This is a genomic window from Mesorhizobium sp. M8A.F.Ca.ET.181.01.1.1, from assembly GCF_004792025.1.
Taxonomy (GTDB): Bacteria; Pseudomonadota; Alphaproteobacteria; order Rhizobiales; family Rhizobiaceae; genus Mesorhizobium.
Genome location: NZ_SRTV01000001.1, coordinates 988,882 through 1,002,490, shown reverse-complemented (window position 1 = coordinate 1,002,490; position 13,609 = coordinate 988,882). Strand labels below are relative to the sequence as shown.

The following is a 13,609-nucleotide window of genomic DNA, read 5'->3' as shown; positions in this document are numbered from 1 at the left end:
GGATCATCAGGGCGGAACGACAAATGACCTTTGTCGACACCTCGAAACTGCGTCTTTTCCGGCGTGCGCGGGTGACGTTATTTGTCGCCATGCTTGTCTCCGTTGCCGCGTCGATGCTTCAGGCTGCCGAGGCAAAAGACCTCAAGGGCGTGGCGCTGATCATCGGCCAGTCGCAATACGAGCACATCGCCGCCCTCCCCAATCCAGCCAACGACGCCCGCGACATGGCCAAGATGCTGACCGACCTCGGCTTCGACGCCCGCAACGTCACCGATCGCGATGCGAGCAAGCTGAAGCGCGACCTCGAACGCTTCGTCGAGGACGCCGAGGGCGCCGACGTCGCCCTCATCTATTACTCCGGTCACGGCATCGAGGCCGGTGGCGAGAATTATCTGGTTCCGGTCGACGCCGACGTCTCGTCACTCAAGGATGCCGATCAGGAACTGGTGCCGATTTCCGCCGTCATGGACGAACTGAAGAAGACCGTGCCGGTGACGATCATGCTGCTCGACGCCTGCCGCACCAATCCGTTTCCATCGGACGCCGTGGTGCGGCGCGCACCCACCGCCTCCGCCGAGCCTATCGGCGCCGGGGGACTGGAGCCGGTGCGCGGCGCAAAGGCCCTCGGCAACGCGCCGGCGGCCGACGCGAGCCTCGGCACGGTGATCGGCTTCGCCGCGGAACCCGGCCGTCCGGCGCTCGATGGCGCCGCTGGCGAAAACAGCCCCTATGCGGCGGCCCTGCTGCGCCATCTCGCGGCGATGAAAGGCACCGAGTTCGGCTCGGTCATGCGCATGGTGACGGAAGAGGTCTATCTCGACACCAAGGCGAAGCAGCGCCCCTGGGTCAACGAAAGCCTGCGCCGGCTGCTCTATTTCGGTGTCGCACCGCCCGAACCGACCGGCGACGACGGGCTGATCACCGGCGAGCGGCGGCAGTTGCTGCTGACCATTTCCGAGCTGCCCGATCCCAAGCGGGCACAGGTGGAGCTGGCGTCGCTACAGGAAGGCGTCCCGCTCGACGCGCTTTACGGCGTGCTGAGGGCGCTCGGCACGGAGAAAATCCCGGAAGATCCGGCCGACCTGCGAAAAGTGCTTGACGCCCAGGCTGAGCGTCTGAGGAAGATGATGTCCGAACGTGCGGCGCTGCGCACCGACGATCCGGAGATCAAACGCCTGGTCGCTTCCGCCGACAAGGCCATCGGCCAGGGCGCGATCGCCACGGCGCGAAAATTCCTCGATGATGCCGTGGGGCGGGTCGAAGCGACCAATGACACGGTCGACAAGGCTGAGGAATTGATCAAGCAGAAGCGCATCGCGGATGCCGCGATCTACGCCAAGCGGGCCGACGCCTCGGCGCTGGTCTTCGACTACAAGTCGGCCGCCAATGACTATGCCAAGGCGTTCTCGCTGGCCGAGAAATGGGATGACAACCTGCGCTGGAACTACAAGAACCAGGAGGCGGAAGCACTTAATTCCTATGGCTACGCCACCGGCGACCTGGATGCGCTGCGGCACGCGATCGAAGCTTATCGCGCCATCTTGAACTTCATTCCCAATGGCGAACAGAATCGCGACTGGGCCATCACCCGCAACAACATGGCGGTGGTGCTGCAGAACATCGGCGAGCGCGAGACCGAGACCGCGCATCTCGAAGAGGCCGCGCAGATCTTTCGCGATTCGCTTGCCGTGTTCGAACATGTGAAGGACGACCTCAACTGGGCCGCCGCCCAGAACAATCTCGGCAATGTGCTGCTGAAGATCGGCGAACGCGAAAGCGACCCGAAACGCTTGAACGAGGCGGTGGCGGCGATGCGCGCCACGCTGGACAAGCGCCCGCGCGACAAGGTTCCGCTCGACTGGGCGTCCTCGCAGAACAATCTTGGCCTCGCGCTCTATGCGCTCTCCGAACGCGAACCCGGCGGCGAACATCTGGCCCAGGCGGAAGCGGCCTACCGGCTGGCGCTCGAGGAATATACGCGCCAGAAAACGCCGGTCGAATGGGCGATGGTCGAGAACAATCTCGGCAACACGCTTGTGACCCTCGGCATCCAGCTCAACGACAAGGCCAGGATCAACGAGGCCGCCGACGCCTTTCGCGCCGCGCTCGAAGTGCGAAACCGCGACACATTCCCCGTCTCATGGGCCACCAGCCGGCTCAACCTCGGCAATGCGCTGAGTGGTGTCGCCCGTTTCGACATGGGCACCGGCACGCTCGAAGAGGCGGCGGCAGCCTATGACGATGCGCTGACTGTGTTCACCAGGCAACGCTTCCCGATGGATTGGGCGTCGGCGCAGAACAATCTCGGCTCGATCTACCAGACGCTTGGCCAGCGCACCCGCGACGCATCCAGGCTGGAGCAGTCGGTTGCGGCATTCCAGGCGGCCCGCCAGGTCTATGTCAGGCGGAAATTCCCGCTTGATTGGGCGATGAGCTACTACAATCTCGGCAACACGCTGCAGCTTCTCGGCGGCGTGACGGACAAGCCCGAATACTATGACGAGGCGGTCGACGCCTACCGCAACGCCTTGCGCGAATACAAGCGCGAGACAAACCCACGGCAATGGGCGCTGACCCAGGCCGGCCTCGGCTCGACGCTGCACTGGTTGAGCATGAGCAATGCCGGCCCCGCAACCTTGCGGGATTCGATCGCCGCGCGCCGTGCGGCGCTCGAAGTGCTGACCATCGAGACCGCGCCGGTCGACTGGGCGAACGCGCAGAACGGCATCGGCATGAGCCTGCTCAACCTCGGCAACATCGAACGGACCGGCAAATATCTCGACGAGGCCGAGGCGGCCTTCACGGCGACGCTGAAAGTGTTCACCAGGGAAAGTCAGCCCATGCAGTGGGCCTTCGAACAGAACAACCTTGGCGACATCCATTGGAACCGCGCCAGCTATGGCGGCGGCAAGCCGGAATATCTCAAGGCGATCGCGTTCTTCGAGAACGCCAAACAGGGCTTTACCGAAGCCGGCTACACGATCCCGATCCCGCTGACCGACCAGAAGATCGATCTGGTGAAGCAGCAGCTCGCCAAAAAGTGAGGCTTGAGACGCGACCGGCGCCCGGCTTGTCTTTGTGCCCGCTTTCCAATCCCTATATGCGAATGGTTGGAGCCCGATACGGACTCATGGAAGGGTGGCGATGATCCGGTTAGCCTTGGCGTTGTTCCTGCTTGTCGTCCCCGCCGCCGCGCACGCGACCGACGCCGGCTGGGCGCTGCTGCGCGATGGCGGCCATGTCGTGCTGCTGCGCCACGCCATGGTCACCGGCACCACCGACCCGGCCAATTTCGACATCGGCAATTGCGCCACCCAGGTCAATCTGTCGGCGCGCGGCAAGCAGCAGGCAAGCAAGATCGGCGCCCTGTTTGCCGCCCGCGCGGCTCCCATCGAGCGCATTCTGTCCAGCCGCTACTGTCGCTGCCTCGACACGGCGCGCACCGCCTTCGAGGCCGAGCCGGAACTGTTCGCACCGCTCGACCTCCTGAAGGGCGACGATGCACAGAAAGCAGCGCAGATCGCCGCCATCATGAAGGAAATCCGCGCTTATTCCGGCTCCGACAATCTGATCATGGTCACCCATCTGGAAGACATCGTGGCGCTGACCGGCATCTCGCCGCGCGAAGGCGAAGCCGTGGTGGTCGAACCGCAGGGCGACGGCCTTCGCGTGCTCGGCCGCGTCACTTTCTAATCGTGGCCCGACCCGGCTGATACATCCGAGAGCAGCGATGCATCGATGCGAACTTTCCACGTCTCGATCATGCCTGTGAACGCATCCTCCGTCAGTTCGGACAGATACGACCTGCCGGCCTCGCTTAACGCCGTCAAAGTATAGGAAATCAATGCCTCGGTGTCTCCGCTGGTTACCTGGCGGCAGGCCACGTCAACAAATCCGAACCGCGAATCCGGCGTAACCCTCACATAGCGAACCTGATGGATCCGTGGATCCCAATGCGTACAGGCCCAAAGCGTTGTCTCGTCGCCGTGAGTAGTCCGGAAGACCATGCCTTGCCGCGTTTCTCCGCTTTGCGGGTGCAGAAACTCCGGATCCCAGCCCGCCACCCACAAGCTCTCGCCGATCGGCGAGAACAGCGGGAAGACGCGGTCGACCGGACCGGAGAGCACGATGCTATGACTGCGTTCAAGATGGCTCGTCATCCGCTTTCCCTTTCCATTCAATCAGAGGATGGCGCTTCAGCCAGACCGTGGCTGTCCGCCGCGCCAAGTTCCAGCCCGTAGATGCGCTTCAGCTGGCTGATTGTGTCGAGCGTCTCGGGCGAAAACGGCGTCTGCCCTTCGAAAGCGTGCAGGACGATGCCTTCAATGAGATCGCCAAGGCTCATGTCGCGATGCTCGGCCAATGCCTTGAGCACCTTCACCAATCGTTTTTCCAGACGAACCCCGGTCTGCACGCGTTCTATATCCATGATCTATGTTGTACCACGGTACATTGGTACAAACAACTGCCGATAGGCTGAAGTTGCTGAAATGTCACTGCCGGAATAAGCCGCAAATTCGCCGCCACAATGTCGCTTGCGACAACCCGTCGCAGGAGCTATAGGCGCGCTCCCGGTCACGAGAACCGAAGTGAGCACAGCGGTTGGAGCTTTCGTCTCCGCCCGTGCAGGCGGCTTTGCCGCCCTGTATACGGCGCCGCTTTGGGGATTGGGATCGCGGATGTAGCTCAGAGGTAGAGCACCGGATTTGGGTCCGGAGGTCGCAGGTTCGAGTCCTGCTGTCTGCACCACGGATAGCTCAGTTTGGTAGAGCATCAGATTTAGGTTCTGATTGTCGAAGGTTCGAATCCTTCTCCATTGGCCTGATAAGCCAGCACCCTGCCACGGTGTTATCTGAAAAACGGTCCGGGGACTGGAATGCTGAAGATCTGACGGACGGCCGAAGCCTTCGGGCCAAGGCCGGATCGAAAGGTCCGATGCCATCGGCTCGCGGCCAGGCTCGCGGTGATGGTCAAGGCGCAACGTCGCCGGCAAAGGAGGCCAAGGCCTCCGGCGCCCGCTTCGCTGCCTCGCGATCCGCTCCCGAGGGTCCGCCAAGGATTGATGCCACCAGTCCCCGGATCATTCGTGCCGGAATTGGAAGTGAAACGAGAAACGAAGGGAAGATCGACGCATGACGTGACGCCTCGCATGGGGCCATGCCCGACAGGAGTAAGACAATGACTATTCTCGATACAGTTCTTGGGCGCGAGCGCGTCCTCGTAAAGGAAAATGAGCGTGCCCTCACCCTGTACAAGGGAGAGATCAAGGCCGTCCTGCTGCCGGGTGAGCACTGGCTCGCCAACCGGCGCGGCAGCCTGGAAGTCTCGCGGCACGATCTGAGGAACCCGGAATTCGTTTCGGCGTACGAGAAGGCGTTGTTCGACAAGCTCCCGGACGTGGCCGCGCGTCATTTCACCGTCTTCCGCACCGGGCGCACGGAGGTCGCCGTCATCGAGCGCGACGGCAATTTGCACAGCGTGCTGGCGCCGGACCGCAAGCTGGTGCTGTGGACCGATGCCGGACCGTGGAAGGTGACGATGGTCGACACCTCGGCCGATCTGGCCATCGATCCGGCGGTCATGCGCCGGCTCGGCCAGGCTCGGAAGGCGGAATTGATGTCCGTCCATCCGGTTCTGGATGGTCAGGCCGGGCTGCTGTTCGTCGACGGTGTCCTCATTCGGACGCTTGCCGCCGGCGTGCACGGCTTCTGGAACGTCGGACGGATGGTGCAGATCAAGGTCGTCGACCTCAAGCGCCAGTCGCTCGACGTCGCCGGGCAGGAAGTGCTGACCAGGGATCGCGTCACGATCCGCGTCAACATCGCGGCCGAATACCGGGTCGTCGATCCGGTCAAGGCGGTGAGCGCGGTGAAGGACTTCTCCGAGGCCCTCTACCGAGCCCTGCAGTACGCCTTCCGCAAGACGCTGGGCGCACTGACGCTTGACCAGATCCTTGAAAAGAAGGTGACGGTCGATGAGGAAGCCGCGGCCAAGGTCCGGGCCGACATGGCCGAGATCGGGGTCGAGGTCAGCGATATCGCGCTCAAGGATGTCATCCTGCCGGGCGAGATGCGCGAAATCCTCAACCAGGTGGTTTCGGCCGAAAAGCAGGCCGAGGCCAACGTCATCCGCCGCCGTGAGGAGACGAACGCCACGCGTTCCCTGCTCAACACGGCCAAGGTGATGGCAGAGAACCCGGTGATGCTGCGGCTGAAGGAGCTCGAGGCCCTGGAAGCCATCGCCGGCAAGGTCGAGCGGCTGACCGTCCACAACGGGACGGGCGGGCTGTTGAACGACCTGGTCAAGCTTCGCGAGAGCTGATGCATGTCCCCAAGTGGTTCCGGTTTTGGGATGACGACATGCATCGAACCAAGCATTGACCTTACGTCAATGGGAAGGGCCGCCGGGTTGACCGGCGGCCCTTCTTGCCTTTTCAACGCGCCCTCCCCATCTGCGCCCGGCTTATCAGGCCTTTTCCTGCCGGGAAAAACCGATTAGACAGCGCCCAAACAAGCTGCGGACAGATTCCGCCCGCAAAGAAGGAAAAGCCCTTGTCCACCACGAACTCCACCACGTTCGACAAAGTCGCCAAGATCATTGCCGACACCAGCGAGATCGATATCGACACCATCACGCCCGAGAGCCACACGATCGACGATCTCGGCATCGATAGCCTCGACTTCCTCGATATCGTCTTCGCCATCGACAAGGAATTCGGCATCAAGGTGCCGCTGGAAAAGTGGACCCAGGAAGTCAATGACGGCAGGGCCTCGACCGATGACTACTTCGTCATGAAGAACCTGTGCGCCAAGATCGACGCGCTGGTTGCCGCCAAGACTGCCTGACATCGGCCGGCGCGTGGCCTTGACGGGCCGCGCCGCCTGACCCACAAAGCCGCTCATGAGCAGCCCCCACGACGTCGTCATCACTGGTATCGGCATTGTCTCCTCCTTGGGAGAAGGCCCTGACGCACACTGGCAGAAGCTCGCGCAGCCGGGCTTGCAGCCGGTGCTCGAAGCCGCGCGGTTCGCGCCCTATACCGTCCATCCGCTGCCGGAGATCGACTGGAACCTGCAGATCGCCAAGCGCGGCGATCAGCGGCAGATGGAAACATGGCAGCGGCTCGGCACCTATGCCGCAGGCCTGGCGTTGGACGATGCCGGCATCAAGGGCAATGACGAGCTCTGCACGACCATGGACATGGTTGTGGCTGCCGGCGGCGGCGAGCGCGACGAGGCGGTCGATGCCGCCATCCTCGCCGCTTCGGAAAGCCGCAACGACCGCGACGTGCTTCTCAACGAGAAGCTGACCACCGAGTTGCGGCCGACCTTGTTTCTGGCCCAGCTCTCCAACCTGCTCGCCGGCAACATCTCCATTGTCCACAAGGTGACCGGCTCGTCGCGCACCTTCATGGGCGAGGAAGGCGCCGGCGTCGCCGCCGTCGAAACGGCCGCCGCGCGAATCCGCTCCGGCCAGTCGACGCACATCCTGGTCGGCGGCGCCTTCCAGACCGAACATTCCGACATGCTGCTAGGTTACGAGCTTGCCGGCTATTTGCATCGCGGCCCCTGGAAACCTGTGTGGCAAAGACAGGGTGCCGAGGGCGGCGGCATCGTCACTGGATCCGGCGGTGCCTTCCTGGTGCTGGAGCAGCGCGAACACGCCGTGAGCCGCGGGCGCAAGATCTATGCGGAGCTCGGACCGGTGGTTTCCGGCCGCGCCAGGCGCTCACGCGGTGAGCTCGGCGCCGAGATCGCAGCACTACTCAGCCAGGCTGCGCTGCCGGACGGCAAGCTGCTTGCCCTGTCGGGTGCCTCGGGCGCGCATGCCGCAACCACCGCCGAGAAAACGGCGCTCGATGCCAATCCTGCGATTGCCACGCGCGGCTTCTCGACGCTGACCGGGCATATGAAGGAAGCGCAGTTTCCGTTCGCCGTGGCGCTGGCGGCACTCGCCGTCGACCGCAAGGCCGCCTACCCTGTTTTCGATGCCGCAGCCGAGAAGCCGTTCGAAGGCGTTCCCGCGACCGTCCTTGCAACGGCGATCGGCTATCACCAATTCGAGGGCATGGCGCTGGTCAACGCCGCGTAACGCGGCGCTGCGCGATCCATGCTGCAACGATAAACGCTCGAGGGCTCCAGATGGCCAATCTGAACGATCACATGGGCAGGCCAATTGTCGCCGTCACCGGCATCGGCGTGGTCACCTCGCTTGGTGTCGGCAAATCAGACAATTGGGCGGCGTTGACATCAGGCAAGTCGGGTATTCACCCGATCACCCGCTTTCCCATCGATCAACTGAACACCCGCATCTCCGGCATGGTCGATTTCCTGCCGTCGAGTTCGAAAGGTGCCAGCCCGCTCACCTATGAGCTAGCCGAGCTTGCCGGCCTCGAAGCGGTGACTGAAGCCGGTCTTAATTCCAGCGATTTCGGCGGACCGCTCTTCCTCGCATCGCCGCCGGTCGAACTCGACTGGGCCGAGCGCTTCTCGCTCTACAATTCCGACAAGGACAAGGACGACACCGCCGCCGAAAGACTGCTTCGGGTGGCGCGTAGCTTGAAAGAGCTGGATATTTTCGAGACCACCCAGTTCGGCTCGATCGCCGACCGCCTTGCCGACCGCCTTGGCACACGCGGTCTGCCGATCACCCTGTCGACGGCTTGCGCTTCGGGAGCGACCGCGATCCAGCTCGGTGTCGAGGCGATCCGGCGCGGCGAATGCGACCGTGCGCTATCGATCGGCGCTGACGGTTCTGCCACCGCCGAGGCTTTGATCCGTTTCTCATTGCTCTCGGCGCTCTCCACGCACAACGACATTCCCGAAAAGGCATCGAAGCCCTTCTCCAGGGATCGCGACGGCTTCGTGTTGGCCGAGGGATCCGGGGCGCTGGTGTTGGAATCGCTTGAAGCGGCATTGGCTCGCGGCGCGACTATTCTCGGAGTCCTGGGCGGTTGCGGCGAGAAGGCCGACGACTTTCACCGCACCCGCTCGAAGCCGGACGCTTCGCCGGCCATTGCCGCGGTTCGCGCCGCCCTCGCCGATGCGGGCCTGAGTGAAGACGAGATCGACTATGTCAACGCTCACGGCACGTCGACCCCCGAGAACGACAAGATGGAGCATCTGGCGCTGTCGACCGTGTTCGGAGAGCGGATTGGCTCGATGCCGGTCTCGTCGAACAAGTCGATGATCGGCCACACACTGTCCGCGGCCGGCGCTGTCGAAGCGGCGTTTTCGCTGATGACGATGCGCGAAAGCGTCATTCCGCCGACCATCAACTATGACAATCCCGACCCCGCGATCGCGCTCGACGTCGTGCCAAACAAGAAGCGCGACGCGCAGGTTCGCACCGTTCTGTCGAACTCCTTCGGCTTCGGCGGCCAGAACACTTGCCTTGTCATGGCGCGGGAACCGGTCTAAGCGAGCCCTTTCCGCTTAACAGAACCGACAGGCTCCATGCGCGCACTGCAACTTATCGAGGACCGCCGCCTTGAAACGGTGGACCTGCCGCCCCCACCGCCACCCGCGCTCGGCGAAGTGACGCTGCGCATCAGGGCAGTGGCGCTGAACCACATCGACGTCTGGGGCTGGCGCGGCATGGCCTTCGCCAAGCGCAAGCTGCCCCTGGTCGTCGGTGCCGAGGCTTCCGGCGAGGTCGAGGCGGTCGGCCCCGGCGTTTCCAGCCTGCTGCCCGGGCAATTGGTATCGATCTACGGCGCACGCACCTGCGGCCTGTGCCGGGCCTGCCGCGAAGGCCGCGACAATCTTTGCGAGCATGTTTCGGGCGTTCACGGCTTCCATCTCGACGGCTTCGCGCAGGAGAAGATCAACCTGCCGGCGCGCCTGCTGGTCCCCGCCCCGCCCGGCGTGACCGACATTGGCGCGGCGGTAGCGCCCGTCACCTTTGGTACGGTCGAGCACATGCTGTTCGACAACGCCAGGCTGCAGCCCGGCGAGACGATCCTTGTCCATGCCGGCGGATCCGGCATCGGCTCGGCGGCGATCCAGTTGGCCAAGCGGATGGGCTGCACGATCATCACCACGGTCGGTTCGAATGACAAGATCGACAGGGCCAAGGCGCTCGGCGCCGACCATGTCATCAACTACCGCGACGACCGCTTCGAGGGCGTCGTGCGCAAGCTGACCAGGAAGAAAGGCGTCGATGTCGTGTTCGAACATGTCGGCGCCGACACCTTTGCCGGCTCGATGCTGTGCCTGAAACGCGGCGGCCGCCTGGTGACCTGCGGCTCGACCTCGGGCGTGTCGACGCAGATCAACCTGATGCAGCTTTTCCAGCAGCAGTTGAAACTGCTCGGATCCTTCGGTTGCCGCATGGAGAACATGGCCAACGCCATGCAGAAGATGGCGGCGGGACAGGTCGCGCCGGTCATCGACACCGAGGTCGGCTTCGACGATATCGATGCCGCGCTGAAGCGCATGGAAGGCCGCGACGTCTTCGGCAAGATCATCCTGCGCGTCGCCTAGAGCCTCGATTTCCGTGCTCAAGAAGCTTCGCCGGGATCTGAAATTTCGCTATGGCAGGCAACTGCGCCAGGTGAATTACTGGCTTGTCGCGCGGGCCGCGATGATCATCATGTCGCTGCTGCGCCTGCTGCCGGTGGACAGCGCGCTGAATTTTGCCGACCGCGTCGCTCGCCTCATCGGTCCGAGGGTCGGACGCCACCAGGTCGCCCTCGACAATCTGCGCAAGGCCTATCCGGAAAAGAGTGATGGCGAAATCCAGGCCATCGCCTCCGACATGTGGGGCAACATGGCCCGCCTTGCCGCCGAATACATCTTCCTCGACGCCCTGTTCGACTATGATCCCGCCGCCGGCAAGCCCGGCCGCGTCGAGGTCAAGGGAACGGAGCATTTCGTCGAGATCGCGGCCGAGAAGCAGCCGCACATCGTCTTCACCGGCCATCTCGGCAATTTCGAGCTGCTGCCGGTGGCGGCCGCGACCTTCGGCATGAACATCACGGCGCTGTTTCGCCCGCCCAACAACCCCTACCTCGCCGACTACATCCTTTCGACAAGGCGCTCGACCATGGGCGGCTTGCTGCCGTCGATGGCCGGAGCCTCGTTCGCGCTGGCCGGGGTGTTGGAGAATGGCGGCAATATCGGCGTTCTCGTCGACCAGAAATTCTCCAACGGCCTGGACACGACCTTCTTCGGCCGTCCCTGCCAGAGCAACCGCGTGCTCGGCACCCTTGCCCGTCACTATGACTGCGATGTCTACCCGGCGCGCTGCGTCAGGTTGCCGGGCAACCGCTTCCGGCTCGAGATCGAGGACAAGCTGGTCTTGCCGCGCACCGCCGACGGCAGCGTCGACGTCCACGCCACCACCCAGATGTTGAACGACGTCGTCGAGCGCTGGGTCCGCGAGGACCCCGGCCAGTGGATGTGGTTCCACAAAAGGTGGGAGATCAGCAACTGGCGGCGAAAAAAGCGCACCAAGGTGGCTCCCGTCGCAAACGCCTGAGCGAGCCGCCGGCGGGAACGTGAGTTCCTCCGCCGACAGACAAAGCCAATATCAGCGAATCGCCAACCGCCTAGTTCGTGACGACAATGCGCGTATTGCCGAATCCGACTTCGCGCACCATCGAATAGAAGGCCGCGGCATTGGCCGTATGCAGCCTTACGCAGCCATGCGAAGCTGGGCGGCCGAGTTGCCTGACGGCGCCTGTTCCATGGATGGCATAACCACCATGGAAGAACACGGAATAAGGCATCGGCGACATTTCGTACTTGCGCGAATACCACATCCGCGCCGTGCGCTGCGGCCGGTAGGTGCCGCGTGGCGTGAAATAGCCCGGACGGGCGGTCGACACGGCCCACCGATAGACCGAATCACCATAGCGGACCGTCATTGTCTGCGACGACACGTCGATATTCGCCACCAACGTGGCCGCCTCGCTCGCGACCGATGCGCCAAACAGCGCGACGGCCAGCACCGTTGCCTTAAGGAACGACATTTTCATGCGATCAAACCCCTTTGATTGCCCCTTGCCTGCCCGCCATCACGTTATTTTTCACCTTTTTAATGGCAGTGAACAGATAGCACACACTCCTTGACCAATTCGCCAATCCAATGCAGCGAATTTGAACGATTTCCCGCGATAGTTGCCGCCAGGACACGTTGCACCGATTTGGTCGACGGGCTTGCAAAACCGTGGGGTTCGCTGCTCAACTCGTGGCATGAACGAGAGACTCCTCAAGGCAATCGACAGCAAGCGCGACGAGTTGGTGGCGCTGACCGCCGACCTGATCCGCTTTCCGACCATCAATCCACCCGGCGAAGCCTACAGGCCATGCGCCGACTATATTGGTGCGCGGCTAAGGAAACGCGGCTTCGAAACCGAGTTCATCCGCGCCGAAGGCACGCCCGGCGACACCGATCGCTATCCGCGCGTCAATGTCGTTGCCCGTTTCGATGGCCGGTCACCGGGCGCCTGCGTCCACTTCAATTCGCATATCGACGTGGTCGAGGCCGGCGAAGGCTGGACGGTGGATCCCTTTGCCGGCGTCATCAAGGACGGCAAGGTCTATGGCCGAGGCGCCTGCGACATGAAGGGCGGCCTGGCTGCCTCCATCATCGCCGTCGAGGCTTTCATGGAAGTCTTCCCCGACTTTCCCGGCGCCATCGAGATCTCGGGCACGGTCGACGAGGAGTCCGGCGGCTTTGGTGGCGTCGCCCATCTCGCCGGGCTCGGCTATTTCTCGAAGCCCAGGGTCGACCACGTCATCATCCCCGAGCCCTTGAACAAGGACCGCATCTGCCTTGGCCATCGCGGCGTCTGGTGGGCGGAGATCGAGACCAAGGGCGAGATCGCGCACGGCTCGATGCCGTTTCTCGGCGACAATGCGGTGCGCCATATGGGCGCCGTCCTCAGGGCATTCGAGGACGAATTGTTCCCCGCACTCGACCGCAAGATCACGCGCATGCCGGTCGTACCGGAGGGCGCCAGGCGCTCGACCATGAACATCAACTCCATCCATGGCGGCCAGACCGAGGATTTCCGGCCCGGCCTGCCCTCGCCCAACGTGCCCGATTCCTGTCGTTTGACCATCGACCGCCGCTTCCTGCTCGAGGAGGATCTGGCCACGGTCAAAAGCGAAGTGACCGGCATTCTCGATCGGCTGAAGCGGGAGCGCAAAAAATTCGACTACGAGATACGCGACCTGATGGAAGTGCTGCCGCTGATGACCGAACGCGACGCGCCGGTGGTCAAGGCGGTGGCGCAAGGCATTCATGCCATCTTCGACCGCGAGCCCGACTATGTCATATCCCCCGGCACCTACGATCAGAAGCATATTGCCCGCATCGGCCACATCTATGACTGCATCGCCTACGGACCCGGCATTCTCGACCTCGCCCACCGGCCGGACGAATGGGTCGGCATATCGGACATGGTGGAATCGGCCAAGGTGATGGCGATCGGGCTCGACGTGCTGCTGCGTGGCACCTCCACGGGATAACCCTCCATCGCGACAAGCTTCGACCTTCCTACACGGCTGGCACGGCAAAAACATTCCCAGCCATCCTGCCTGACAGCACGAAACGCAATTTACTCCCGCGCGAAATCACGCTTCTATCGCCCGGTTTGAGC

The 13,609-nt window shown here is 63.2% G+C and carries 12 protein-coding genes and 2 tRNA genes; 11 read left to right on the top strand and 3 right to left on the bottom strand.

Going from position 1 to position 13,609, the window contains the following annotated elements; translation table 11 throughout:
• The first annotated feature begins 23 nt into the window (after positions 1 to 23).
• Positions 24 to 3,044, top strand: coding sequence for a caspase family protein (locus tag EN824_RS04925; protein WP_135931945.1), 3,021 nt, complete (start codon positions 24 to 26; stop codon positions 3,042 to 3,044).
• 100 nt (positions 3,045 to 3,144) lie between these two features.
• Complete coding sequence (locus EN824_RS04920; RefSeq protein ID WP_127872704.1) at positions 3,145 to 3,693, top strand: histidine phosphatase family protein; 549 nt, start codon at positions 3,145 to 3,147, stop codon at positions 3,691 to 3,693.
• Here the strand turns inward: EN824_RS04920 and EN824_RS04915 are convergent.
• Positions 3,690 to 4,160: an SRPBCC family protein gene (locus tag EN824_RS04915; RefSeq protein WP_135866750.1), complete on the bottom strand. Its 471-nt coding sequence runs from the start codon at positions 4,158 to 4,160 to the stop codon at positions 3,690 to 3,692. The genes EN824_RS04920 and EN824_RS04915 overlap by 4 nt on opposite strands.
• Positions 4,161 to 4,177: 17 nt before the next feature.
• The gene (locus tag EN824_RS04910; protein ID WP_127280385.1) at positions 4,178 to 4,429 is read right to left on the bottom strand and encodes a hypothetical protein; all 252 of its coding nucleotides are present in this window, start codon (positions 4,427 to 4,429) and stop codon (positions 4,178 to 4,180) included.
• 246 nt (positions 4,430 to 4,675) lie between these two features.
• On the opposite strand from EN824_RS04910, the gene EN824_RS04905 reads away from it, so the two are divergent.
• The 8 genes from EN824_RS04905 to EN824_RS04870 all read left to right on the top strand — a co-directional run bounded on the left by EN824_RS04905 (position 4,676) and on the right by EN824_RS04870 (position 11,481).
• Positions 4,676 to 4,749, top strand: a tRNA-OTHER gene (locus tag EN824_RS04905).
• Positions 4,750 to 4,751: 2 nt separating this feature from the next.
• A tRNA-Leu gene (locus EN824_RS04900) sits at positions 4,752 to 4,820 on the top strand.
• Positions 4,821 to 5,178: 358 nt separating this feature from the next.
• Positions 5,179 to 6,321, top strand: a complete 1,143-nt coding sequence (locus tag EN824_RS04895; RefSeq protein ID WP_189522124.1) for a slipin family protein — start codon at positions 5,179 to 5,181, stop codon at positions 6,319 to 6,321.
• 230 nt (positions 6,322 to 6,551) lie between these two features.
• Positions 6,552 to 6,845 carry an acyl carrier protein gene (locus EN824_RS04890; protein WP_135931944.1) on the top strand — a complete coding sequence of 98 codons (294 nt, stop codon included), beginning with the start codon at positions 6,552 to 6,554 and terminating at the stop codon, positions 6,843 to 6,845.
• Positions 6,846 to 6,900: 55 nt separating this feature from the next.
• The gene (locus EN824_RS04885) at positions 6,901 to 8,091 is read left to right on the top strand and encodes a beta-ketoacyl-ACP synthase (RefSeq protein ID WP_135931943.1); all 1,191 of its coding nucleotides are present in this window, start codon (positions 6,901 to 6,903) and stop codon (positions 8,089 to 8,091) included.
• Positions 8,092 to 8,141: 50 nt separating this feature from the next.
• A complete protein-coding gene (locus EN824_RS04880; protein ID WP_127279729.1) occupies positions 8,142 to 9,419 on the top strand; it encodes a beta-ketoacyl-ACP synthase in 1,278 nt (425 codons plus the stop codon).
• A 36-nt stretch (positions 9,420 to 9,455) separates the two neighbouring features.
• On the top strand, positions 9,456 to 10,484 hold the full coding sequence (locus EN824_RS04875; protein ID WP_127279730.1) for a zinc-binding dehydrogenase: 1,029 nt from the start codon (positions 9,456 to 9,458) through the stop codon (positions 10,482 to 10,484).
• A gap of 13 nt (positions 10,485 to 10,497) precedes the next feature.
• The gene (locus EN824_RS04870; RefSeq protein ID WP_189343747.1) at positions 10,498 to 11,481 is read left to right on the top strand and encodes a lipid A biosynthesis lauroyl acyltransferase; all 984 of its coding nucleotides are present in this window, start codon (positions 10,498 to 10,500) and stop codon (positions 11,479 to 11,481) included.
• A gap of 70 nt (positions 11,482 to 11,551) precedes the next feature.
• On the opposite strand, the gene EN824_RS04865 is transcribed toward EN824_RS04870, so the two are convergent.
• Positions 11,552 to 11,980, bottom strand: coding sequence for a L,D-transpeptidase (locus EN824_RS04865; RefSeq protein ID WP_127278311.1), 429 nt, complete (start codon positions 11,978 to 11,980; stop codon positions 11,552 to 11,554).
• Positions 11,981 to 12,197: 217 nt separating this feature from the next.
• Here EN824_RS04865 and EN824_RS04860 point away from each other — a divergent pair, with 217 nt between their 5' ends.
• Positions 12,198 to 13,478: an acetylornithine deacetylase/succinyl-diaminopimelate desuccinylase family protein gene (locus EN824_RS04860; RefSeq protein WP_127278310.1), complete on the top strand. Its 1,281-nt coding sequence runs from the start codon at positions 12,198 to 12,200 to the stop codon at positions 13,476 to 13,478.
• The last annotated feature ends 131 nt before the right edge of the window (positions 13,479 to 13,609 follow it).

What these genes read in the sequence shown, in the direction of transcription:
- EN824_RS04925 (WP_135931945.1), top strand. Translation starts at nt 24, where the DNA reads ATGACCTTTGTCGACACCTCGAAACTGCGTCTTTTCCGGCGTGCGCGG.
- EN824_RS04920 (WP_127872704.1), top strand. Translation starts at nt 3,145, where the DNA reads ATGATCCGGTTAGCCTTGGCGTTGTTCCTGCTTGTCGTCCCCGCCGCC.
- EN824_RS04915 (WP_135866750.1), bottom strand. Translation starts at nt 4,160, where the DNA reads ATGACGAGCCATCTTGAACGCAGTCATAGCATCGTGCTCTCCGGTCCG.
- EN824_RS04910 (WP_127280385.1), bottom strand. Translation starts at nt 4,429, where the DNA reads ATGGATATAGAACGCGTGCAGACCGGGGTTCGTCTGGAAAAACGATTG.
- EN824_RS04895 (WP_189522124.1), top strand. Translation starts at nt 5,179, where the DNA reads ATGACTATTCTCGATACAGTTCTTGGGCGCGAGCGCGTCCTCGTAAAG.
- EN824_RS04885 (WP_135931943.1), top strand. Translation starts at nt 6,901, where the DNA reads ATGAGCAGCCCCCACGACGTCGTCATCACTGGTATCGGCATTGTCTCC.
- EN824_RS04880 (WP_127279729.1), top strand. Translation starts at nt 8,142, where the DNA reads ATGGCCAATCTGAACGATCACATGGGCAGGCCAATTGTCGCCGTCACC.
- EN824_RS04875 (WP_127279730.1), top strand. Translation starts at nt 9,456, where the DNA reads ATGCGCGCACTGCAACTTATCGAGGACCGCCGCCTTGAAACGGTGGAC.
- EN824_RS04865 (WP_127278311.1), bottom strand. Translation starts at nt 11,980, where the DNA reads ATGAAAATGTCGTTCCTTAAGGCAACGGTGCTGGCCGTCGCGCTGTTT.
- EN824_RS04860 (WP_127278310.1), top strand. Translation starts at nt 12,198, where the DNA reads ATGAACGAGAGACTCCTCAAGGCAATCGACAGCAAGCGCGACGAGTTG.